Raw genomic sequence first — 22,550 nt, 5'->3', positions numbered from 1 at the left:
GTTCGAACCAACACAGGGTGATGAGTGCGACCCCTCCCGGACCGAAGGGCCTCCCGTTGTTCGGCGCGAGCAGACAGTACGCCCGCGACCCGTTTACGTTCCTGACGGCCGTCGCGGACGCCTACGGCGACGTGGTCCACTTCGACCTCGGCCCGCTCGACACCTACATGCTCACGAATCCGGCGGACGTCGAGACGGTGCTCGTGAGCGAGGCGTCGAAGTTCAGGAAGCCGCAGTTCCAGGACCGCGCCATCGGCGACCTGCTGGGCGACGGCCTGCTCATGAGCGAGGGCGCGACGTGGAAGAAACAGCGCCAACTCGCCCAGCCGGCGTTCGACGTGCGGCGCATCTCGACGATGGCCGGCATGATGACCGACCGGACGGAGTCGATGCTGTCGTCGTGGGGCGACGGCGACGTGGTCGACGTGCAACTGGAGATGGCGCGGCTGACCGTCGAGATAATCGTCGACGCCATGTTCGGCACCGACCTCGACGACGAGCGCGTCCGGCGGGTACAGGAGAACCTCGAACCGCTCGGGGCGCGGTTCGAACCCGACCCGCTTCGGTTCCTGACGCCCGACTGGGCCCCGACGCGGGAGAACCGCCAGTACAAGGAGGCGCTGTCCGAACTCGAATCGCTCGTCTGGGACATCGTCGAGGAGCGCCGCGGGACCGAGTACGGCGAGACGCCGGCGTCGTCGGTGCCCGCCGACGCGACGGGCGACGACCGACCGATGGACCTGCTTTCGATTCTGCTCCGCGCCTACGACGAGGGCGAGCAGACCGAGAAGAACCTCCGCGACGAGCTGATGACGATGCTCCTCGCGGGCCACGACACGACGGCGCTGACGCTGACGTACGCGTGGTACCTGCTCTCGCAGCACCCCGAGGCGGAGGCGAAGCTCCACCGCGAACTGGACGAGGTGCTCGGCGGGCGGACGCCGACGTTCGAAGACGTTCGGAAGCTGGAGTACACCGAACGCGTGCTGAACGAGGCGATGCGGCTGTACCCGCCGGTGTACGTCATGTTCCGCGAGCCGAAGGTGGACGTTCGTCTGGGCGGCTACCGCGTCCCGGAGGGCTCGGCCATCATGCTCCCGCAGTGGGTCGTCCACCGCTCGGAGCGCTGGTGGGACGACCCGCTTTCGTTCGACCCGGACCGCTGGGCACCCGAGCGGGCCGGCGACCGCCCGCGCTTCGCGTACTTCCCGTTCGGCGGGGGGCCGCGCCACTGCATCGGCAAGCACCTCTCGCTGCTCGAGGGGCGGCTCATCCTCGGCACCGTCGCCCAGCGGTACGAACTCGACTACGTCCGCGACGAGCCGTTCTCGCTTCGCGGGTCGCTGACGATGCACCCCGAAGAGCCGATGGGGATGCGGCTCCGGGCGCGCGACTGACGAGGCGGGACGGGGCAGGACGGGAGGGGGCGGGACGGGGCGACACACCGGCGGTCGTCGCTTCGCCGACGGCGACGCGGTCGAATCCCCCCGTCAGGCCGGAAGCGAAATCGAGGCCGCGGTCTCGCGGAACGACGAGTCGTAGATGTCGAGCTGCGAGACGGTCCACTCGACGGGCTCGATGGACTGGCTCGCGACCGCGCGGGCGTCGGCGAGACTGCCGCCGCGGGCGAGCGTGACGTGCGGGACGTAGTCGTCGCCCTCCAGTCCGTCGACAGCGCCGAACTCGTCAGTGAGCGCGCGGTGCAGGTCGGCGAGGCCGGGGCTCTCGACAGCGAGATAGACGACCGGCGCGGCTCCGCGCGGCGGCGCTTCGAAGAACCGGACGTCGGTCACGCGGGCTTCGAACGCCGGCTGACCGGCGAGCACGCGCCGCAACTGTTCGTGTAAGCGGTCGAACTCAGTGTCTTCGAACCGCTTGCAGACGAGCGTGTGCCGGTCGCGAACCCGGTCGAACGGGGCGAGGTACGGAAACAGGTCGGACGCGAGGCGGGCGACCCGCCCCGGAACCGGGACGTTCAGACTGTACACGCCCGTGACTCACGCGAGAGACACAAAGGCGTATCGTCGCAGCGGGGGTCAGATTCGGTCGAGCAGCCAGAGGACGATGAGCGCCGCGACGACGAGTCCCAGAATCGGCTGGAGCGGGCCGAGCAACGCACCGAACAGCCCGAGCACCTCGCCGATGATTTCGAGCACGAGCCAGACGAGGACGAGCAGGAGGATGATTTTCAGCAGGTCCTCCACGTCGATTCGGCCGCGGTTCGTTCGCATACGGGGCGGTGGGTCGTTCGCAGACAAATAGCTGGTGGCCGGGTAGCTTTATTCCGCTTCGGTGTCACTCTCCACCATGGACAGCCTGTTCTACCAACTCGGGAAGCTCTCGGCGTCCTCGTCGTCTTCGTCGTCGGGCGCGGGGCCGGTCGACAGCGAGCCCGGCCGAATCCCGCGTTGGCTTGGTCCCCTCGCCGTCGCGGTAATCGTCTTCGGCATCGCCGTCGTCGTCTTCCCCGTCACGCCGCTGACGCTCGCGGGATACGTCGTCCTCGCGCTCGCCGTCGCCGCGGTGTACGACGCGGTCGAAATCGTGCAGGCGTACGAAAAGCGGACGCTGACCGTGTTCGGCGACTACAAGGGCATCCTCGAACCGGGGCTGAACGTCGTCCCGCCGTTCGTCTCGAAGACCTACCGCTTCGACATGCGAACCCAGACGCTCGACGTGCCCTCCCAAGAGGCCATCACGGAAGACAACTCACCGGTGACGGCGGACGCCGTCGTCTACATCCGCGTGATGGACCCCGAGCGCGCCTTCCTGCAGGTCGACAACTACCGCCGGGCCGTCTCGCTGCTCGCGCAGACGACGCTGCGGGCCGCCCTCGGCGACATGGAACTCGACGACACGCTGGCGCGCCGCGACCACATCAACGCGCGCATCCGCCGGGAACTCGACGAGCCGACCGACGAGTGGGGCGTCCGCGTCGAATCCGTCGAGGTCCGCGAGGTGAAGCCCTCGAAGGACGTCGAGAACGCGATGGAACAGCAGACCTCCGCCGAGCGCCGCCGCCGCGCCATGATTCTCGAAGCGCAGGGTGAACGTCGCTCCGCCGTCGAGAAGGCGCAGGGCGACAAGCAGTCGAACATCATCCGCGCGCAGGGGGAAAAGCAGTCGCAGATTCTCGAAGCGCAGGGTGACGCCATCTCGACGGTCCTCCGGGCCCGCGCGGCGGAGTCGATGGGCGAGCGCGCCATCATCGACAAGGGCATGGAGACGCTGGGGAACATCGGTACCTCGCCGTCGACGACGTACGTGCTGCCGCAGGAACTCACGTCGCTGCTCGGCCGCTACGGGAAGGGGCTGACCGGCTCCGATATACAGCAGGCCGCGGGCCTCGAAAGCAAGGCGTTCGACGAGGAGACCCGCGAACTCCTCGGCCTCGACGACATCAGCGAGATACTCGGCGAGTTGGACGGCATCGAGACGGCGGACATCTCCGCCGACGCGGTCGATATCGAAATCGAAGACGGCGGCGTCGAGGCTGAGCGGGTCGAGTGAGCGAAAAATCGAATACGCGAAGCAGTCGCGATTCCACCGACGCGCCGAGGGGCCGGTGCAGCGTCGTGTCCGGTCTGCGGGGCGACCGGCGCGAGCCCCGTCGTCCGGCCGTCGCGGTTCGGCGAGGCGCGGGACGGACGTGAAACGGGAGCCGCTCGGGTCGTCGGCGTCGGAATCGGCGACTGATTCCCCGTCGCTCGTCGCGGTCGAACGGGAGTCGGAACCCTCGGGAACGTCCCCCCGCACGCGAACGAGAGATGGGTGTCGGCGTCCCACCACCTGTCTGCGGTTCGCGCAGACACCGTTCGATACGTAATAAACACTATTAATTGTCTAGGTCGTTGAAATGTGAGGGGGCGTTTGTCGACAATCGACAACCCGAGCGATTAATCGCCTTTATTTCTATTTTTCACTACGTAGAATAATTTAACCACGTCCGTCTCAGATCGTGTGGTATGCAACAGCAGTCGTCGGTCGGCACGCGGTCGCTGTCGGCGTCCCGCGCCGAGATGAGCGAGATTTTGATGCCCAACGACACGAACAACCTCGGTCGCGCCCTCGGGGGGCGGATTCTGGAGTGGATGGACGTCTGCGGGGCCATCGCCGGGCGACGCTTCGCCGAGCGGCAGGTGGTCACGGCGTCGATGGACCACGTGGACTTCCTCGCACCCATCGACGTGGGCGACGTGGTGACCGTCGAGGCGTACGTCTTCGACACCGGTCGCACCAGCATGGACATCAAGGTCGACGTGACCGCCGAGCGACCGAGCGAGGGCGACCGCCGCGAGACCATCACCTCCTTTTTCACGTTCGTCGCGCTCGACGACGACGAGAAGCCGAGTCCGGTTCCGGACCTTGTCTGCGACTCCCAAGAGGAGCGCGAACTGCGCGACGCGGCGCTTCAGAAGCGCCGCGAGCACCGCGCCGCGCTGGCAGAAGAGTTCGAGTAACGCGGACCGCGAGGGGTCGCGGCGCTTATTCTTCGTCCGCCGCGCGGACGGTCAACACCGGCGCGTCCGACTGGCGGACGACGCGCTCCGTGACGGAGCCGACGAGGTAGTGGTCGAGGCCGGTTCGACCGTGGGTCGCCATCACGACGAGGTCGACCCCGGCGTCGGCGGCGTAGTCGACGATAGTCGAGTGAGGCACGCCCTCCTCGACGATGCGTTCGGTCTCGACGCCGTCGGGGAGCGCCTCGACGGCGGCGTCGGCCGCCGACTCCGCGCGGTCGAGTTCGGACTTCTCCCACACGTCCGGCGCGATGCCGGCCGAGGGCGACTCGAAGCGGTTGCGCGAGTCGGCCACGGACAGGACGTGGACCGTCGCGCCGTACGTTTCGGCGAGGGTCGCCGCGTGCTCGATGGTCGCATCGGTCGCGTCGCTACCGTCGGTCGGAAGCAGGATGTGGTCGTACATGGGTGAGGGTTCAGAATCGAGGACTGTGAAAGTGGTGCCGGTGAAAACGGTTCGAGCGGGTCGTTAGATGCCCAGCGCCATCATGAACAGCGCAATCGAGATGACGGCGAAGAGAACGCCGACGAAGTTCTTGATGACGTCAGTCTCCAGCGCGTTCGACACGTAGGGCGCGATTTGGCCGCCGAGGACCGTCGCGGGGACGGTGAAGACGACCATGTTCCACGGCGTCGTCGCGAGGCTCAGTGAGTGACCGCCGACGATGCCGCCGCCGAAGACGTGGACGAGCGACGCCAGGATGGCGGTCAGCGCGACCACGATGTGGTTCGTACCGATGGCGACGCGGACGGGCACTTTCGTGCTGAGCATCGAGATGATGCCGAGTTCGCCGACGCCGAAGCCGGCGAGGCCCTGGAACATCCCGCCGACGCTGTAGTTGGCGAAGCGGCGCAGGTAGCCGCCGCGGGTGTACGTGTAGTCGTCGCCCTCGCGGTCGACGCGGGTGACGGTCCCGTCGTCGGCCGTGTGGACGCCCGCGGGACCGAGCTTACCGGGGTCGTTGGGGAGGCTCGCGGAGACGGTGCCGCCGTCGGTGGCCGCGGCGTGGTCGGAGTCCGACGAGCCGGGTTCGTCGTGGCCGAGGTCGGCGTTGAACAGCAGGTAGGACGCGGCGAGCAGCGCGATTCCGAGCAGCGCGTGGAACACCACGTCGGGGATGACGAACGACAGGAGCGCGCCGCCGACGACGAACGGAATCGAGCCGCCGACGAGCGTCAGCGCCAGTCGCCGGTCGACGAGGCCGTACTGGATGAAGGCGACGGCCGAACTGGAGAGGCCGAACGCCTCGCTGATGAGGCCCACCTTCACCAGCGTCGACGAGTCGAGCGGGTGCGCGAAGATGGGGAAGATGAAGATGAGGAACGGGACGAAGAGCGCCGACCCGCTGATGCCGACCGTGTTCACGATGGTCGCGCCGGTGAGGAACACCGGGAACAGCCACCAGTACTGGAGCCAGTACTCCATGCCTGCACCCGACGGCGTCGGTGCCATGGTGAACACCGAGGCGAGGAACAGCAGGGGAGCGATGAACACGAGGATGTGTTGGTACTTCAGGAACGACTTCTGGACGTGACTGAGAGACTGAGAGCTCATGGTTCTCGTTGTTATCAGTACGCAGTAGCGTTCGCGTGCACTCGCGTGGAGTGGCACGCCGAAAACAGCCCGTTCGCCGAGTCATCAGCGGCACCGACCCGCGCGTGTTCACCGTCTCCCGAGGATGCGACCGCGTCGCACACCGGGGAGACCGGCGTGCGGTGGTCGCCCGAACTGTCGAGCACGGAGTGCTCGAATCCGCGGACCATTCAGGTAATGCCTCCGTTGGGGTAGGCGTGGTGAACGGTGTGGGTTGCAGGCTCGTCCGCCGAGGTGCGGATCACGGTGGAACGGGCATAGCGAGGTCGGGCTAATAAGTCTTGATGTCGACCCCCCAATTTGGGTACGGTCCACACACCGACGCGCGTCGAAAAACCAGTAACATGTGTTTCTATCCAAAATCTGTGCTCAGTCGTTGGGTTCGAACGCCCGTCTGACCAGCGCCCGTTCGGTCTCGTAGGTGAGCCGTTCGAGCGCTTCGGCGGGGGTGACCCACTGGCGCGCGTCGACCTCGCCGTCGGGTTCGAACGGGCGCTCGTCGGCGACGCGCATGTGCCAGACGAACACGCCCTTCGGGCCGCTCCGCGTCCCCGCGTCGTCGGGGACGCGGTACTCGTAGCGCCCGGCGAACCGGCCGCAGTCGACCTCGCACCTCGTCTCCTCGCGGACCTCTCTGACGGCGGTCTCGACCAGCGTCTCGCCCGGTTCGAGTTTCCCCTTCGGGAGCGACCAGTCGTCGTAGCGCGGCCGGTGGACGAGACAGAGTCGGCCGTCGTCGCGGCGGAGGAGTCCGCCAGCCGCGAACGTCAGAGTCGATGGTGAGGACACGACCGGTCAGAACTCGTCCGGGGGCGTCAGGCCGTCGTCGGCCTCGCCGTCGTGTTCGTCGGGATACTCGGGCGCGACGCCGTCTTCGAGGGCGTCCACGTCGAACTCTCGGCGGAGGTTCTGGATGCGGTCGCGGATGTCGGCGGCGAGTTCGAATTCGAGGTTGTCGGCGGCCTCCTGCATCCGGTCTTCGAGGAAGGCGATCTGTTCTACCGCCTCGTCGGCGTCGGCGGGTTCGTCGCCGGAGACGCCGCGGGTGTCGGTCTTGCTCCCCGGCAGGTTCGTCTCGCCGACCTCCTTTTCGATGGTCGTCGGCGTGTAGCCGTGTTCCTCGTTGAACTCCTGTTGGATGCGGCGGCGGCGCTGCGTCTCGGAGATGGCGGCCTCCATCGCGTCCGTCATCTCGTCGGCGTAGAGCACGACCTCGCCGTTGACGTTGCGGGCGGCGCGGCCCATCGTCTGGACGAGCGTGGTCTCGGAGCGCAGGAAGCCCTGCTGGTCGGCGTCGAGGATGGCGACGAGCGAGACTTCGGGGATGTCGAGGCCCTCGCGGAGAAGGTTGATGCCGACGAGCACGTCGATATCGCCGAGGCGGAGCGACCGGATGAGTTCGTGGCGTTCGAGCGTGTCGGTCTCGTCGTGCATGTAGGCCACGTCGACGCCGGCCTCTTCGAGGTACTCGGTGAGGTCCTCGGCCATCCGCTTCGTGAGCGTCGTGACGAGCACGCGCTCGTCGCGGTCGATGCGCTCGTCGATGCGGGCCATCAGGTCGTCGACCTGCCCGGTCGCCTCCGTCACCTCGACCTTCGGGTCCACGAGGTGGGTCGGCCGGACGATTTGCTCGACGATTTGGTCGGAGTGCTCGCGCTCGTAGTCGCCGGGGGTCGCGGAGACGAAAAGCGCCTGCCCGACGGTCTCTTCGAACTCCTCGAAGGTGAGCGGGCGGTTGTCGTAGGCCGTCGGCAGGCGGAAGCCGTTTTCGACGAGCGAGTCCTTTCGGGACTTGTCACCGGCGTACTGGCCCTTAATCTGCGGGAGCGTGACGTGCGACTCGTCGATGACGGTGAGGAAGTCGTCGGGGAAGTAGTCGAGGAGGGTGTAAGGCGCGTCGCCCGGCTCGCGGTCCGAGAGGTGGACCGAGTAGTTCTCGATGCCGGAGCAGTGGCCCGTCTCGCGGAGCATCTCGATGTCGAAGGTGGTGCGCTCTTCGATGCGCTGGGCGGCCACGAGGTCGCCCTGTCGCTGGAAGTGCTTCACCCGCTGTTCCATCAGCTCCTCGATTTCCGAGATGGCTCCTTCGAGTTGCTCTTCGGGGATGGAGTAGTGTTCCGCCGGATAGACGAGGACCGCCGGCTCGGACGACTTGACCTCGCCCTCCAGCGGGTCGAGCTTCAGCATCCGGTCGATTTCGTCGCCCCAGAACTCGATGCGGACGGCGTAGCGGCCGTACATCGGGAACACCTCGACGGTGTCGCCGCGGACGCGGAACGTCCCTTGCCGGAAGTCCACGTCGTTGCGCTCGTAGTTGAGGTCGACGAGACCACGGAGGAGTTCGTCGCGGTCCATCTGCTGGCCGACCTCCAGTCGGAGGGACATATCGGCGTAGTTCTTCGGGTCGCCGAGGCCGTAGATAGCCGACACCGAGGCGACGACGATAACGTCGTCGCGGGTGAGAAGCGACCGGGTCGCGGAGTGGCGGAGCCGGTCGATTTCCTCGTTTATCGACATGTCCTTGTCGATGTAGGTGTCGGTCTGCTCGATGTACGCCTCGGGCTGGTAGTAGTCGTAGTAGGAGACGAAGTACTCGACCGCGTTGTCGGGGAAGAGACTCTTGAACTCCTCGTACAACTGGGCGGCGAGCGTCTTGTTGTGCGCGAGGACGAGCGTCGGCTTCTGAATCTCCTCGACCACCCACGAGACGGTGTTTGTCTTGCCGGAACCGGTGACACCGAGCAGGGTCTGCACGTCGGCACCCTCGCGGAAGCCGCGGGCCAGCGCCTCGATTGCCTCGGGTTGGTCGCCCGCGGGGTCGAAGGGGGCGTCGACGCGGAATTCGCGGTCTGCGTCGGGTCTGTCGGCGGACAGGGGACCGGACTCGCTCATTGCCCGTCCTTGGGTCGCGGCGTACTTGAGCGAGGCGGTGCTTGTCGCCGGAGGAACGGTTTTGGGCCGGGCTGTCGAACCGTCCAGTATGACGCGAGCCGAACTCGAACGCGCGAGCAACCTGCTCAAGGAAGCCGCCGAGGCGACCGAGGGCGACGTGCAGGAGCGACTCTACGAACAGTCCGACCAGCTCGCGAAGCTGGCGACGCGCGAGCAGGGACCGGACCACGGGCGACTCGCCCGCCACATGACGGTCCTCCACGAACTCGCCGAGGACCTCGACGGCGACGTCGCCGAGACGGTCCGCGAGGCCCGAAGCGAAGTCCTCGAATACCGCAAGGGCGTCCCCGGCGTCTGACGACCGGCTGACAAACCCCCTCGTTTCTACTGGAACTCGCCCGCTACGCCGCGAGTCGTCGCTGTCGGCACTGGGCGAACGAAGACACAAGTTCCGAGCATACCGCACCGCGAGCGGGGCCGAAGTCGAGTCTCGCGACCGGTTTTCTCCACCGTGAGACGCAGCGCGTCTCACGAGCCGTCGTTCCGCTACCGTTCGCGGAGACGGTCTACGCCGGGTCGGTCGCCAACGGCGACCCCTGTGAGTGAAGAGGGGGCTTAGCAGACGTTCTTCGGCTTGACGCCCATGCCTTCCAGCGTCTCGACGTACTCGTCGTAGGCGGCTTCGACCACCGCGTCGGCGGCCTCGCGGGCGACGGCGTCGTCCTCGACGAGGTCGTCGATGGCGGCTTCGAGCGTGTCGAGTTGGTCGTTGAGGTCGGACTTGAGCGTGCGGAAGTCGTTGGCGGCCATCGGGTCCGCGTCGCCGACGAAGAAGCCGACCATCTGCTCGACGGTCTTCAGCGACACGAGCGCGCGGGCGAGCGCGCCGCCGAGGCGGCCGTCGGTCGTCTCGAACTCGGCCAGCACGTCGTAGACGTTCGGCTTCGAGCCGTCGGGCTCCGCGCCGACGGTTTCGGCGTGCTCGCGGGCGGTGTCGGCGAGGTCGGCGAAGAGCGCGGCCGCCTCGTCGTTCGGTTCGTCGTCTGCCCACCAGTCGAACAGGTCGGCGGCGGCGGCGGCCTCGGCGGCGGCCGCGGCGCGGACCGCGTCGCCGTCCATCTCGCCGCCGGTGACGGCGTACAGCGCCTTCGAGGAGCCGAGTCGGGAAAGCGGCGTCTCGTGGTCGTCGCGGAGGGTGTCGAGGAGTTCGGACATACGCCCCCGTATGTCCGTCTCGGGTTTGTACCCATCGGCGGCGGCGAGTCCGGCGCGGGTCTGCGACGACCCGGCTCGACCCGAGACGACGACCGGCGTGTCGGCCGGTTCGTGACATTCTACCGAGTCGAACTAGCACGAATATTAAACATTATATGTTGTATTATCATGAGGTTATCCGAGCTATGACAAACGCTATCAGGCAGGCGGCGGAGCGCAGTTCGAAACTGGTCGAACAGTACCTCCCCGACGCGTTCCTGTTCGCCATCATCCTGACCGGGGTGGCGTTCGTGCTGGCGCTGGTGTCGGTCGCGCCGGCCGAGGGGGTCGGCGCGGTCGGACACGCCGGGAACCTTCTCATCGACGGCTGGTACGGCGGCTTCTGGAACCTGCTTTCGTTCGGGATGCAGATGACGCTCATCCTGATGACGGGCTACGCGCTCGCGCAGACGAAGCCCGTGGACTGGCTCCTGACGCGCCTCGCGGGCGTCCCGAACACCGAGCGGGGCGCGGCCGCGATGGTGCCGGTCGTCGCCGCCGCGGCGTCGTTCGTCCACTGGGGTCTCGGCCTCGTCGTCGGGGCGCTGTTCGCCCGGAAGATAGCGACCGAGATGCGCGGCATCGACTTCCCCATCGTCGTCGCCGGGGCGTACTCCGGGTTCGTCGTCTGGCACGGCGGTCTCGCGGGGTCGATTCCGCTCCTGTTGAACACCGAAGGGAACTTCCTCATCGAGGCGGGCATCCTCGACACGACGTTCGGCACCGGCGGGACCATCTTCACGGTCGCCAACCTCGTGTTGGTCGTCGCGGTCGGCTTCCTCTTCCTGCCGGCGCTGTTCGCGCTCATGTACCCGGCCGACGACGCGAAGAAGACGCCCATCGACCCCGCGGCGTTCGAGACGGCGACCGACGGTGGCGAGCAAACGACTGGCGGGTGGGCCTCCACGGCCGTCCCCGAGGACGCCTCGCTCGCGACGCGCATCGAGCACTCGCTCGGCATCGGCGTGGCAATCGGCGTCGTCGGCCTGCTCGCGGTCGCCCTGTACTTCTGGGAGGGAATCCAGAACGGGACGATGCCGTGGAACAACCTCAACCTGAACATCGTCAACTTCGGCTTCCTCTTCCTCGGCCTGCTGTTCCACGGGACGCCCAAGGCGTACATCGAGGCCATCGTCGAGGCCGTCGAGAACGTCTGGGGAATCATCCTCCAGTTCCCCTTCTACGCGGGTATCATGGGCATCATGGCCTACGCGCCCGAGGGCTCCGTCAGCCTCGCCACGCAGATCGCACAGGGCATGGTCGCCGTCGCGCCCGACGGGACGCTCCCGGCCTTTGCCTTCTTCACCGCCGGTCTCGTGAACTTCTTCGTCCCCTCCGGCGGGGGCGAGTGGGCCGTCATCGGCGAGACGCTCGTCACGGCCGCGAAGGCGTCCGGCGAGTCAATCCCGCGAGTCGCCGTCGCCGCCTCGTGGGGCGACGCGTGGACCAACATGATCCAGCCCTTCTGGGCCATCCCGCTGCTCTCCATCAGCGGCCTGTCGGTCCGCGACATCATGGGCTACTGCGTGATGGTGCTTCTCGGCGCGGGCGTACTCGTCGCCGTCGGCATCAGCGTCCTGCCGATGTGAACCGCAAAAAGAACCGGTCGGTCGGTATCGAAACGAACTGAGGCCGAGGCGGCTCAGTTACCCTTCTCGACGGGCGCGCCGACGAGGTTGCCCCACTCCGTCCACGAGCCGTCGTAGTTGGTGACGTTCTCGTAGCCGAGGAGTTCGTGGAGGGCGAACCACGCGATGGACGAGCGCTCGCCGATGCGGCAGTAGGCGATGGTGGACTCGTCGCCTTCGATGCCCTGGTCCGCGTAGAGTTCGCGGAGTTCGTCGGCGGACTTGAAGGTGCCGTCGTCGTTGACGGTCGCGGCCCACGAGATGTTGCTCGCGCCGGGGATGTGGCCGCCGCGCTGGGCGGTCTCCTGCAGTCCCGGGGGCGCGAGAATCTCGCCGGAGAACTCTTCGGGCGAGCGAACGTCGACGAGGGGAAGGCCCTTGTCGACCGCCTTCTCGACGTCGTCGCGGTACGCGCGGATGTCCTCGAAGGGACCCTTGGCGCTGTAGTCTTGCTCCGGGAAGGACGGGACTTCGTCGGTCGTCGGATAGTCGTTGTCGACCCAGTAGTCGCGGCCGCCGTTCATCAGGTGAACGTTCTCGTGGCCGTAGTACTTGAACTGCCAATAGGTGTAGGCGGCGAACCAGTTGGAGTTGTCGCCGTAGAGGACGACCGTGGAGTCCTCGGAGATGCCGTGGGAACCGAGGAGGTCCTCGAAGTCCTCCTTGGTCAGCACGTCACGGGTCGTCTGGTCCTGCAGCTGGGACTCCCAGTTGAACCCGATGGCACCGGGGGCGTGACTCTCGTCGTACGCCTCGGTGTCCACGTCCACTTCGACGAGTCGGTACGCCGGGTCGTCGCTCTGGAACTCGTCGAGGTGGCTCTCCACCCAGTCCGCAGAGACGAGCACGTCCTTCGCGTAATCGGAGTTTGACATCGCGTTTCTCCGTACAACAGGAAGGCCCATAACTCTCACAGCGACGGCATGTACGGCCTGACCTCGGGTGATGCGGCAATATTGTCCCGGATATGGCGGGGGAGACGGCGAAACTGACTCGGAGAACGGCCGTCTCGGGGACTCTCAGCCCGGTATCCGACGAAACCAGCAACAACATCCGCTACCCCGGACACGTGGCGAGGGGTGCGAGGAGGGGCGGACCTAAACCCGCGGCCCGGAAACGTGGGGACATGGTAGACGTGGTCTCTTCGACGTGGCTCGCGGACCGACTCGGCGACGTTCGCGTGGTGGACGTGCGGGACGGCTGGGAGTTCGACGGCATCGGGCACCTCCCCGGCGCGGTGTCGATACCCTTCGACGAGTTCCGAAGCGCCGACGGCGACGTGGGGATGCTCCCCGGCCGCGACGCGTGGTCCGACCTCCTTTCGGGCGCGGGCGTCGCGGCCGACGACGACGTGGTCGCCTACGACGACACCCACGGCGTCTTCGCCGCCCGCTTTCTCGTGACCGCCCTCCTCTACGGACACGACCCCGAGAAACTCCACCTCCTCGACGGCGACTTCAGCGCGTGGAACCGCGAGCGCGAGACGACGACCGAGGCGACCGAGGTCGAGGGGACGGTCTACGAGATAACCGACCCGACCGAGACGCCGCTCGTGGACTTCGAGGCGGTCGAAGCCGCGCTCGACGACCCCGAGACCGTCATCGTGGACACCCGCGACCCCGCGGAGTACGACGAGGGCCACCTCCCCGGCGCGGTCAACCTCGACTGGCGCGAACTCGTCGACGACGAGACCCGCGGGCTGAAACCGCGGGACGAACTCGACTCGATTCTGGACGCCGCGGGCGTCGCCCCGGACCGTCGGGTCGTCCTCTACTGCAACACCGCCCGGCGCATCAGCCACACCTACGTCGTCCTCTCGCACCTCGGCTACGACGACGTGGCGTTCTACGAGGGCAGCCTCACCGAGTGGGAGGAACGCGACGGCGCGGTCGTCGAGGGCTGACGAGCGGCGCAGTCAGGGAGTCTCGACCGGGTCGTCGCCCGCGTCCTCCTCGCCTCCGCCGTCGTCGACGCGTAACTCCGCGCCGAGCAGGTCAACGGACTCCGCGAGGAGCGCGACGACGAGCGGGCCGGCGATGATACCGACCGGGCCGAGGCTGAGCAGGCCGCCGACGAAGCCGACGAAGTAGAGGCTCCCCGGCAGGTCGGCGGTCTCCCTGGCGAGTCGCGGGCGAATCAGGATGTCCGGGAGCCACGCGACCGCGAATCCGCCGACGACGACGACGAGCGCGGCGGCGACGAGGTCGCCGACCGCGGCGTGGTAGACGGCCATCGCCGCGAGCAGGACGCTCGGGCCGACGATGGGGATGAACTGGAGGACGGCCGCGACCGTGGCGAGCGTGACGACGTACTCGTAGCCGAGCGCCCAGAAGACGACGAGGCCGATAGCGAACGTGCCGACGGCGGTCGCCGCCTGCAGGACGTAGATAGCGAACAGCGTCTCGCGGGCCCGCTTGTTGAGCGCCGTCGCCGCGTCCCGGTAGTCGGCGGGGACCAGCGCGAGGAGCGTCCGCCCGACGGCGTCGCCGCTGAGGAGCAGCGAGAACACGAGGAACCCGAACAGCGTGAGTTTGATGAGGACCACGGGCGCGGCGGTGGCGGCGGCGCGGCCGAGCGACTGGAGCAGGTTGAGGCCGACCGCAACCACGTCGTCGAGCGTCACCGTCTCGACCATCCCGAGGAACTCGACGGTCACCACGTCGGGCAGGAGCGCCGCGAGCTCGAGGATGTCGCTCAGTCGGAGGAAGACGATGACGACGAGCGGCGCGAGCACGACGCCGACGCCGACCGCCGCGACGACGGTGGCGGCGAGGCTGGCGACCCAGCGGGAGGCCCCGCGCGCTTCGAGGCGTCGCCTGAGCGGCACGAGCAGGTAGGCGACGGTGATGGCGAAAAACACCGTCGCCAACACGTCCGCGAGCATGACCGCCGCGAGCAGCGCGAAGAGGGCGAGCACACCGCCGAGGACGTACGGACGAGAAGCAGTCACCTCCGGTGATACTCCCGCCGAGGATAAAGTCGTTCTCCCGACACGGACCTCGAATCCGACGGATTCGGCCGTTTATCCGTCTCCGAGAACACCACGCCCGTTAAGTACCACAGAGTGCAACAACCGAGTAATGAGACGACGTAGTTTCCTGAAGGCCGCCGGTGCGGGAGGCGTCTCCGCGCTCCTCGCCGGCTGTACCGGGACCGGCGGCGAGCAGACGACGACCGAGGCTTCGGGCGACACGACCGAGACGACCACGGCGACGACGACCGAGGGGACGACCGCGGGCGGCGAGTCGCCGACGCTCACCGTCGGTACCTACGGCTCGTTCGTCGACGCGCCGAGTTCGAGCCCAGGTCCGTGGCTGAAAGAGACGTTCGAGTCCGAGTTCGACGCGACGCTGGAGTGGCAGACGCCCGATTCGGGCGTGAACTACTACATCGAGCGCGCCCTCCAGGGCGTCGAGTCCGGCGCGGACCTCTACGTCGGCCTCGACGCGCAGATGCTCGTCCGCATCGACCAGAAGCTCGACGAGGCGCTGTTCTCGCCCGCCGAGGGACTGTCCCGAGCCGACGAGGTGAACGAGCAACTGAACTTCGACCCGCAGGGCCGCGCGGTCCCCTACGACACGGGCTACATCTCGCTCGTCTACAACGAGACCTACGGCGACGGCGACTTCGTCGCCCCCGAGACGTTCGACGGCCTGCTGGAGTCCGAGTACGCGGGCGCGCTCCTCGCGCAGAATCCCACGTCGTCGGCGACGGGACAGGCGTTCTTACTCCACACCATCGACGCCAAGGGCGAAGACGGCTACCTCGACTACTGGGCGAGTCTGAAGGAAAACGACGTCCGCGTCCTCGGCGACTGGGAGGACTCCTACAACGCCTACTCGAACGGGGAGGCCCCGATGGTCGTCTCGTACTCGACCGACCAGGTGTTCGCCGCCGAGTCCGGCGAGGACATGGCGAAACACCAGATTCGCTTCCTGAACGACGAGGGCTACGCCAACCCCGAGGGGATGGCCCACTTCGCCGACGCGTCGAACCCCGACCTCGCGGCCGAGTTCATGGACTTCATGCTCCGACCCGAGGTGCAGGCCGAAATCGCCGTCCGCAACGTCCAGTTCCCGGCCACGACCACCGCGGAGCTGCCCGAGGACTTCGCGCAGTACGCACAGGAGCCGCCGGAAGCCGTCACGTTCTCCTACGACCGGCTTCAGAACAACCTGAGTGACTGGACCGACGCCTGGGCCCGCGAGTTCGCCAGAAAGTGAGGTGAACCGGTGAGCCGCGTCTCGGTTCGCCGGGTCGCCCGCGTCCTCGAACAGCGACTGCTCACCCTCGTCGCGGCGCTCACCGCCGTCGTCCTCCTGGTCCTGTTTTACTACCCCGTCGCCACCGTCTTCGCCGACGCCGTCCTCGTGGACGGCCGACTCACCGTCGAACCAATCGCGGCGATTCTGACGAGCGAGTTCTACCTCGTCGACATCATCTGGTTCACGGCGAAACAGGCGTTCTACTCGACGCTCGCCAGCCTCGCGCTCGGCCTCCCCGCCGCGTGGCTGTTCTCGCGCTTCGAGTTCCGCGGCCGCGAGACGCTCCGCTCGCTTACCATCCTCCCGTTCGTCATGCCCTCCATCATGGTCGCCATCGGCTTCGTGGCGACGTTCGGCCGCAACGGGACGCTGAACCGCGCGCTCTCCGCCGTCGGCCTCCCGCCGGTCGAACTGCTGTTCACGCTCGAAGCCATCATCGTCGCCCACGCGTTCTACAACGCCCCGCTCGTCGCCCGCGTCGTCACCGCCGCGTGGGAGAGTGTGGACGCCCGGACCGTCGAGACCGCCCGCTCGCTCGGCGCGAACCCGCGGCGGGCCTTCCGCGACGTCGTCCTCCCACAGCTCCTGCCGTCCATCGGCGTCGGCGCGACCCTGACGTTCATCTTCACCTTCGCGTCGTTCCCCATCGTCCTCGCGCTCGGCGGCTTCCAACTGGCGACCATCGAGGTGTTCGTCTACTCGCGGGTCCGGGACCTCGCGTACGCCGAGGCCGCCAGCCTCGCGGTCATCGAGACGGTCATCTCCATCACGTTGACCGCCGTCTATCTCCGGTACGAGGCCAGCCAGCGGTCGGCCGGCGGCGCGGCGAACCCGCTTCCCCGCCGGTCTGTCGTCCCGTCCGACTGGACGCCGAAATCGACGCTTCGGACGGTCGGCATCGCCGGCTACGCCCTCGTCGTCGGACTGGTGTTCGTCGTCCCCATCGCCAGCATGATTCTGGCGAGCGTCACCGGCGGCGACGGCGGCTTCACGCTCGCCAACTACGCCTTCCTCGTCGAGCGACAGGCGACCGGCGCGAGCTTTCAGGTCAAACCACTCCCCGCCATCCTGAACTCGCTGGCCTTCGCCGCGGGGACGCTCGTCGTGGCCGTCCCGATGGGCGTGGTGATGGCCGTCCTCACGACCCGCCGGTACCGCGGGCGCGGCCTCATCGACGTGCTCTCGATGGCCCCCTTCGCCGTCTCGGGCATCGTCGTCGGCCTCGGCCTGCTCCGCGGCCTCGTCTTCGGCGTCGACGTGCTGGGGACGCGAGTCCGCGTCACCGGCGCGCTCGCTATCGTCGCGGCCCACGCCGTCGGCGCGTACCCCTTCGTCACCCGGAACGTCGCGCCGCTTTTCGCCCGACTCGACGGCCGGCTCGTGGAGTCCGCGCGGTCGCTCGGCGCGACCAGAACCCGCGCGCTCGTCGATATCGAACTGCCGCTCGTCTGGACCGGCGTCGTCGCGGGCGCGGCGTTCGCCGTCGCCATCAGCATCGGCGAGTTCGACTCGACCATCATCCTCGCGGAGGGCGCGGGGAGCTACACGATGCCCATCGCGGTCGAGCGGTTCCTCGGGCGACGGCTCGGCCCCGCGACGGCGATGGGCTGTCTCCTGCTTCTCGTCACGTCCGTCAGCTTCCTCGTCGTGGACCGCTTCGGCGGCCGGTGGGGCGAGCTATGAGGGTACCCGGAGAACGACACGGGGGCGAGCCGCGGGAAGTGAGAATTATGACCGTCCGCCGGCGAGGGGAGAACGTGACTTCGGAGGCGAACCCGTGAGACTCGAACTCGACGCGGTGTCCAAGCGCTACGGGTCGGCGACGGCGCTCGATTCCGTCTCGCTGTCGGTCGACGACGGCGAGTTTTTCACGCTCGTCGGCCCCTCTGGCTGCGGCAAGACGACCACGCTCCGCTGTATCGCCGGCTTCGAGTTCCCGACCGAGGGAACCGTGCGCTTCGACGGCGAGTCGATGGCCGGCGTCGCGCCCGAGTCCCGGGGCGTCGGCGTCGTGTTCCAGAACTACGCGCTGTTCCCGCACCTCAGCGTCGGCGAGAACGTCGCCTACGGCCTCCGCTTTACCGACCCGCCGGGCGGTGGCACCCGCGACGAGCGCGTCGCGGAACTGCTTTCCCTCGTCGACCTCGCGGGGTTCGAAGACCGCGACCCGGACTCGCTTTCGGGCGGGCAGCAACAGCGTGTCGCGCTCGCCCGCGCCCTCGCGCCCGGCCCGGACCTCCTGCTCCTCGACGAGCCGATGTCGGCGCTCGACGCCCGGCTCCGCGACCGCCTCCGCCGACAGGTAAAGCGCATCCAGTCGGAACTCGGCGTGACGACCGTCTACGTCACCCACGACCAGTCGGAGGCGCTGGCGGTGTCCGACCGGGTGGCCGTCCTCAACCGCGGCCGCGTCGAACAGGTCGGCCGGCCCCGCGAACTCTACCACCGCCCGCGGACGCGGTTCGTCGCGGAGTTCCTCGGCGAGAACAACGTCCTCGACGGGGTCGTCGAGTCTCGACCGGAAACGGGGGGGATTCGCGTCGGCGTCGGCGACGCGGTGTTCACGCTGGCCGAGGGTCGACGCGTCCTCGGCCAAGGTGGTTCGGCGTCCGGCGACCGCGCTGAAACCGACGGGAGAGACGGCGGCCGACCCGCACGTCCCGAGACCGGGGACAGCCTCACCTTCTGCGTCCGACCCGAACAGCTCCGAGTCGGCGCGGAGACGAACCGGGTTCGCGGAACCGTCGTCGACACCGAGTTTCAGGGGGCGACGACGCGGGTGCGACTCGACTGGGGCGGGACGGAACTCGTCGTGGCGGTCGAAGACGGCGGCGAAGAATCAGCGGCCGGGTTCGAGGTCGGGACGACGCTGGATATCGGATTCGCCCCGGCGTCGGCTCACATCGTCGACTAGGCCGGAAGCGCGGGTCGGTCGGTTCTGCGGTCCCGTTCCGCGTCAGGGTGCGACGCCGACAGTCAGGAGCGTGCCGAACGTCCGGTAGCGCTCGACCATCGCCTCGCGGGTCTCCCAGTCGTCGGTCGGGAACTCGGCGGCTGCCGGGATGTCGATGTCGAGGTCGGCGATGGAGTCCTGTTCGGCGACGTGGAGGCCGGCGTCGCGGAACGCCTCGCGGTACTCGGCGTGGGACCACCGGGTCATGTCGATGGAGATGAGGTCCTGCCACTCGTGGGAGTGGACGTTCTCTTCGTAGTAATTGACCGCGCAGTAGAACGTCCCGCCGGGCCTGAGGATACGGGCGATTTCTTCGAGGGTGTGGTGCGGGTCGGCGGCGTAGTAGAACGCCTCCATCGACCAGACGTGGTCGACGCTGTCGTCGTCGAACGGGAGGTCGTCGAAGTCGCCGACGAGAAACGAGAGGTCGTCGGTGTCGGTGTACTCGCGGGCGTTCTGGACCATCTCGGGCGAGCCGTCGAGGCCGAACCCGCGGCCGATGCCCTTCGTGTCGCGAAGCGCGCGCAGGGCGTAGCCGCTCCCGGTCCCGAGGTCGACGACGGTGTCGCCTTCCTCGACCGGCATCCGTGCGAGCGCGTGCTTCGCGGTGTGCCAGTGTCGGTCCTCCATGCCCTTGTCGCGGCCGTCGGCCGCCCAGGCGTCGAACTCGTCGCGGACGCTCATACCGGAGCCTCGCGCGCCGGGGTGAAAATGCGTTCGAACTGGTCCCGCGGGGGCGGCGAATCCGGCGGCGAATCGGCCGCGTCTCCCGTCGCGCCTTTTAATTACCGGCGTCCCGACGACCGGTGTATGGTCGGAGTCCGCCGCCGGTTCGCGCTCGCCGACACCGCTCAGCAGGTCGTCGGCGGGTTCCTCCTCGCGGGGCCGTTCGTCGTCACCGAGGAGGTGTGGGTGCTCGCGCGGAGCATGTCGTTCGCGCAGGCGATTCTCACCCTCTTTATCGTGCTCGCGGTCGGCTACGGCGCGCTCTACAAGGCCGACGACCGCGACCCCGACCGCGAGCGCGAGGTCGGCGGGATTCCCGTCCGGTTCATCTCGCTCATCACTGTCTCGTACCTCTCCGTGTTCATCCTCGCGCTCGCGTTCGACGCGCCGGGGACGTTCCTCTCGGACGTGTCGGGGGAGGTCCTCGTCACCGTGCTGGGGTACGACCTCGACCTCGCGGTGCTCCGCATCACGCTCAAGGCGACGAGCGTCGGCGCGGTGTTCAGCGTCATCGGCGCCGCCACGGCCGACTCGCTGTTCTGACGCCGCCGGCGCGAGGGGAGTGAACACGCACCACGGCTCGGGGACGCCGCGGCCCGAGCGGCATGAAGGATTAAGTCGGCAGGGTAACTGCTTGGGGTATGGATTACGAGCTCGCCATCGAAGACGCGCCCGAGACGATTCCGGGCGGCACAGGTATCTTGCTCCTTCATCCGAGCATCGGCGAGACCGACCGCATCGACACGGACTTCTTCAAAGTCGACACCGACCGCTTCCTCGTCATCTCGACGCGGACCACCGCGCGGGAGGTCGAACAGAAGTTGGAGCACTACGAGGTCGACGAGTCCAGCGCCACCATCCTCGACACGCTCTCTATCGAGCGCGGCTACTCCCGACGCAGTTCGGACAACATCTACTACGTCGCGGCCCCCGACGACCTCGACGCCATCGTCGAGAAGACCCGGCAGTTCCTCGAACGCCACGACGGAAAGCTCCGGCTCAGCGTCGATTCGGTCACGGAGATGGCGTACTACGCCGACGAGGACCGCGCCTTCGAAGCGACGAAGCAGATTCTCGAACTGCTCGACGAGTTCGACGCGGTGGGGCTGTTCCACCTCTCGAAGGAAGTCCACGACCAGGAGACGCTCGACCGCTTCCGCGAACTGTTCGACGGCGTCGTCGACCTCGAAGAGGACGGCACCGTCACGACCGAGTTCTGAGGCGGCACGCGACGCGAGCGGCTACGTCAAATCGGCGGCGTCGTCACCCGAGTCGTCGGCGGTCGGGTCGTCGTCATCGACCGAGTCCGCGTCGTCGTCCGCCGCGAGTTGCGCGAACGTCTTTTCGGCCCACTTGACCGCGTAGCTCGGCCCGTGGTCGCGGTACGCCGCGGTGTCAAGCGCCGAAAACGGCGCGGGGAGGTCGCGGCCGTGTTTGACGGCCGAACACGCGAACTCGGTCGCCTCGGCGAAGGAGAGTCTGCCGAGCGCGACGAGCCGCGGGAGGTTCGCAAGTCGGTCGTCGAGTCGGCCGCCGGCGTCGACCCACGCCTCGTGGAGGCGGTCGTGGTCGCCCTCCCACGACGCGAACGCCTCGCGGGTGTGGAGGCCGACCCAGCCCTCGTAGAGCGCGGCGGCGACCTGATACGTCTCGCTCGGGCCGAGCGGCGTCGCCGCCGCGAGGTCGCGGTACCGCTCGCCGAAGAAGGGCAGGAAGTGCTCCGGAATCTCGTCGTTTCCGGCCTGCACGAACGCCTCGGCGATGAGGAAGTCCAGAAAGTCGTCCGGCGTCCCCTTCGCGCGGTACTTCACCAGCACGACCGGCGGGTCGGTCTGTCGGGACCACGTCACGGTGCCGTCGCCGGGCATCCCGATGGTGAAGTCGGACGAGGCGTAGCGCCGGAGCTGTTGGGGCGAGTCGTCTGGTAGCCACTCCGCGGGGTACGCCGCCGGGGAGAGCGACTCGACCACCAGCCCGAGGTTCTCCGCGGCCTCCGGGGGAATGGTGTCGAAGTCGCCGGCCACGTCCAAGACGAGCGCGCCGGGGGCGTACTCGTCGCGGACCGATTCGAGGTCCGACGGCAGGGTGCGCGTCTCGAACATCCGCTCAGGCGATGCTCATCCCGACGAACACGACGGCCAGCAGGGCCGACACGCCGACGGTACCGAGCACGATTTTCGTCGCTTGGCTCATAGTGGCACGATTAGGGGCCCGCCGCTTAACCTTTACACTCTATCGTCGGCCGAATCTCCAGTCGAAACGGAGGGGTTCGGGGACGCGCCCCACGGTCGTCGGTCACACGGTTCGGTCGCGTCGCGGACGCGAGAGAAAACGGTAGACTCGTCGGCGTCGCGGTCAGGGAACGAGCTGTTCGCCGTCGTCGTCGAGGATGCGGATGGCCTCGACGGGGCAGACGCGGGCGGCGAACTTCGCGTCGAACTCGGCGTCCTCCGGAATCTCGCGGACGAAGACGCCGTCGTCGGTCTCCTCGCCGTCGACGAGGTCGGCCTTGCCGTCGTCGACGTTCTTCTCGAAGCCCTCCCACTCGTCGACACACTGGAACATGCCGATGCAGGTGTCGCGGTCGTACTCGACTCTCATGCGCCATCGTACCGCCGGGCCGTACAAAGCCCTGCCGACGCGGGGACGTGGGTCGGCGTCGCCTCGCGTCGCGGTCGTGCGACCGACGCCGCGGGCGGCGACGCGTCCGCGCCCGAA

24 protein-coding genes are annotated in these 22,550 nt (G+C 67.8%); 11 read left to right on the top strand and 13 right to left on the bottom strand.

Translation table 11 applies throughout. The features are described 5' to 3' along the window. The first annotated feature begins 20 nt into the window (after positions 1 to 20). A complete protein-coding gene (locus tag ABY42_RS00180; protein WP_050458416.1) occupies positions 21 to 1,397 on the top strand; it encodes a cytochrome P450 in 1,377 nt (458 codons plus the stop codon). A gap of 93 nt (positions 1,398 to 1,490) precedes the next feature. Here the strand turns inward: ABY42_RS00180 and ABY42_RS00175 are convergent, their stop codons facing one another. Together ABY42_RS00175 and ABY42_RS00170 are read right to left on the bottom strand one after the other, a co-directional pair. Beyond that, positions 1,491 to 1,988, bottom strand: a complete 498-nt coding sequence (locus ABY42_RS00175) for a 2'-5' RNA ligase family protein (RefSeq protein WP_004974005.1) — start codon at positions 1,986 to 1,988, stop codon at positions 1,491 to 1,493. Between the two features lie 48 nt (positions 1,989 to 2,036). Further along, positions 2,037 to 2,231: a DUF7554 family protein gene (locus tag ABY42_RS00170; protein ID WP_004974006.1), complete on the bottom strand. Its 195-nt coding sequence runs from the start codon at positions 2,229 to 2,231 to the stop codon at positions 2,037 to 2,039. Positions 2,232 to 2,307: 76 nt separating this feature from the next. Here ABY42_RS00170 and ABY42_RS00165 point away from each other — a divergent pair, with 76 nt between their 5' ends. Together ABY42_RS00165 and ABY42_RS00160 are read left to right on the top strand one after the other, a co-directional pair. Continuing rightward, a complete protein-coding gene (locus ABY42_RS00165; protein ID WP_050458415.1) occupies positions 2,308 to 3,510 on the top strand; it encodes an SPFH domain-containing protein in 1,203 nt (400 codons plus the stop codon). Between the two features lie 455 nt (positions 3,511 to 3,965). Further along, positions 3,966 to 4,460, top strand: a complete 495-nt coding sequence (locus ABY42_RS00160) for an acyl-CoA thioesterase (RefSeq protein WP_004974008.1) — start codon at positions 3,966 to 3,968, stop codon at positions 4,458 to 4,460. Positions 4,461 to 4,485: 25 nt separating this feature from the next. On the opposite strand, the gene ABY42_RS00155 is transcribed toward ABY42_RS00160, so the two are convergent. From ABY42_RS00155 to uvrB, 4 genes are all read right to left on the bottom strand, one after another. Then, a complete protein-coding gene (locus ABY42_RS00155; protein ID WP_050458414.1) occupies positions 4,486 to 4,926 on the bottom strand; it encodes a universal stress protein in 441 nt (146 codons plus the stop codon). A gap of 63 nt (positions 4,927 to 4,989) precedes the next feature. Beyond that, positions 4,990 to 6,075, bottom strand: a complete 1,086-nt coding sequence (locus tag ABY42_RS00150) for a sulfite exporter TauE/SafE family protein (RefSeq protein ID WP_008090981.1) — start codon at positions 6,073 to 6,075, stop codon at positions 4,990 to 4,992. Positions 6,076 to 6,483: 408 nt separating this feature from the next. Further along, on the bottom strand, positions 6,484 to 6,903 hold the full coding sequence (locus ABY42_RS00145; RefSeq protein ID WP_004974011.1) for an NUDIX hydrolase: 420 nt from the start codon (positions 6,901 to 6,903) through the stop codon (positions 6,484 to 6,486). Positions 6,904 to 6,909: 6 nt separating this feature from the next. Next, a complete protein-coding gene (uvrB, locus tag ABY42_RS00140; protein WP_050458413.1) occupies positions 6,910 to 9,006 on the bottom strand; it encodes an excinuclease ABC subunit UvrB in 2,097 nt (698 codons plus the stop codon). A gap of 88 nt (positions 9,007 to 9,094) precedes the next feature. Here uvrB and ABY42_RS00135 point away from each other — a divergent pair, with 88 nt between their 5' ends. Next, a complete protein-coding gene (locus ABY42_RS00135; protein WP_004974013.1) occupies positions 9,095 to 9,364 on the top strand; it encodes a DUF7553 family protein in 270 nt (89 codons plus the stop codon). 257 nt (positions 9,365 to 9,621) lie between these two features. Here the strand turns inward: ABY42_RS00135 and ABY42_RS00130 are convergent, their stop codons facing one another. Then, a complete protein-coding gene (locus tag ABY42_RS00130) occupies positions 9,622 to 10,221 on the bottom strand; it encodes a hypothetical protein (RefSeq protein WP_004974015.1) in 600 nt (199 codons plus the stop codon). Positions 10,222 to 10,406: 185 nt separating this feature from the next. On the opposite strand from ABY42_RS00130, the gene ABY42_RS00125 reads away from it, so the two are divergent. Next, on the top strand, positions 10,407 to 11,849 hold the full coding sequence (locus tag ABY42_RS00125; protein WP_050458412.1) for a short-chain fatty acid transporter: 1,443 nt from the start codon (positions 10,407 to 10,409) through the stop codon (positions 11,847 to 11,849). Between the two features lie 53 nt (positions 11,850 to 11,902). Here the strand turns inward: ABY42_RS00125 and ABY42_RS00120 are convergent, their stop codons facing one another. Continuing rightward, positions 11,903 to 12,763, bottom strand: coding sequence for a sulfurtransferase (locus tag ABY42_RS00120; RefSeq protein WP_004974017.1), 861 nt, complete (start codon positions 12,761 to 12,763; stop codon positions 11,903 to 11,905). A gap of 251 nt (positions 12,764 to 13,014) precedes the next feature. Between ABY42_RS00120 and ABY42_RS00115 the strand changes: the two genes are divergently transcribed. Beyond that, entirely contained in the window at positions 13,015 to 13,791 is a 777-nt protein-coding gene (locus ABY42_RS00115) for a sulfurtransferase (RefSeq protein WP_004974018.1), read from the top strand. A gap of 12 nt (positions 13,792 to 13,803) precedes the next feature. On the opposite strand, the gene ABY42_RS00110 is transcribed toward ABY42_RS00115, so the two are convergent. Beyond that, positions 13,804 to 14,838 (bottom strand): AI-2E family transporter, encoded by a 1,035-nt coding sequence (locus ABY42_RS00110; RefSeq protein WP_050458411.1) that lies wholly within the window; start codon positions 14,836 to 14,838, stop codon positions 13,804 to 13,806. A 130-nt stretch (positions 14,839 to 14,968) separates the two neighbouring features. On the opposite strand from ABY42_RS00110, the gene ABY42_RS00105 reads away from it, so the two are divergent. The 3 genes from ABY42_RS00105 (at position 14,969) to ABY42_RS00095 (ending at position 19,067) form a co-directional block, all read left to right on the top strand. Further along, positions 14,969 to 16,111: a thiamine ABC transporter substrate-binding protein gene (locus ABY42_RS00105; protein WP_004974020.1), complete on the top strand. Its 1,143-nt coding sequence runs from the start codon at positions 14,969 to 14,971 to the stop codon at positions 16,109 to 16,111. Between the two features lie 9 nt (positions 16,112 to 16,120). Further along, positions 16,121 to 17,836, top strand: coding sequence for an ABC transporter permease (locus ABY42_RS00100; protein WP_050458410.1), 1,716 nt, complete (start codon positions 16,121 to 16,123; stop codon positions 17,834 to 17,836). Between the two features lie 94 nt (positions 17,837 to 17,930). Beyond that, entirely contained in the window at positions 17,931 to 19,067 is a 1,137-nt protein-coding gene (locus ABY42_RS00095) for an ABC transporter ATP-binding protein (RefSeq protein WP_050458409.1), read from the top strand. A gap of 42 nt (positions 19,068 to 19,109) precedes the next feature. Here the strand turns inward: ABY42_RS00095 and ABY42_RS00090 are convergent, their stop codons facing one another. After that, positions 19,110 to 19,790 (bottom strand): class I SAM-dependent methyltransferase, encoded by a 681-nt coding sequence (locus ABY42_RS00090; protein WP_004974023.1) that lies wholly within the window; start codon positions 19,788 to 19,790, stop codon positions 19,110 to 19,112. A 126-nt stretch (positions 19,791 to 19,916) separates the two neighbouring features. Between ABY42_RS00090 and ABY42_RS00085 the strand changes: the two genes are divergently transcribed. Further along, the gene (locus tag ABY42_RS00085; RefSeq protein ID WP_004974024.1) at positions 19,917 to 20,375 is read left to right on the top strand and encodes a DUF2391 family protein; all 459 of its coding nucleotides are present in this window, start codon (positions 19,917 to 19,919) and stop codon (positions 20,373 to 20,375) included. Between the two features lie 98 nt (positions 20,376 to 20,473). Further along, positions 20,474 to 21,052, top strand: coding sequence for a DUF7090 family protein (locus tag ABY42_RS00080; protein WP_050458408.1), 579 nt, complete (start codon positions 20,474 to 20,476; stop codon positions 21,050 to 21,052). Between the two features lie 21 nt (positions 21,053 to 21,073). On the opposite strand, the gene ABY42_RS00075 is transcribed toward ABY42_RS00080, so the two are convergent. The 3 genes from ABY42_RS00075 to ABY42_RS00070 all read right to left on the bottom strand — a co-directional run bounded on the left by ABY42_RS00075 (position 21,074) and on the right by ABY42_RS00070 (position 22,433). Further along, entirely contained in the window at positions 21,074 to 21,934 is an 861-nt protein-coding gene (locus tag ABY42_RS00075) for a DUF7089 family protein (RefSeq protein WP_050458407.1), read from the bottom strand. Between the two features lie 4 nt (positions 21,935 to 21,938). Continuing rightward, positions 21,939 to 22,025, bottom strand: coding sequence for a hypothetical protein (locus ABY42_RS20150; RefSeq protein WP_422653684.1), 87 nt, complete (start codon positions 22,023 to 22,025; stop codon positions 21,939 to 21,941). 162 nt (positions 22,026 to 22,187) lie between these two features. Further along, positions 22,188 to 22,433 (bottom strand): ferredoxin, encoded by a 246-nt coding sequence (locus tag ABY42_RS00070; RefSeq protein WP_004974040.1) that lies wholly within the window; start codon positions 22,431 to 22,433, stop codon positions 22,188 to 22,190. Between the last annotated feature and the right edge of the window lie 117 nt (positions 22,434 to 22,550).

Source organism: Haloferax gibbonsii (assembly GCF_001190965.1).
In the GTDB taxonomy this organism is placed as follows: domain Archaea; phylum Halobacteriota; class Halobacteria; order Halobacteriales; family Haloferacaceae; genus Haloferax; species Haloferax gibbonsii.
This window is presented reverse-complemented; position numbering and strand designations above follow the sequence as displayed.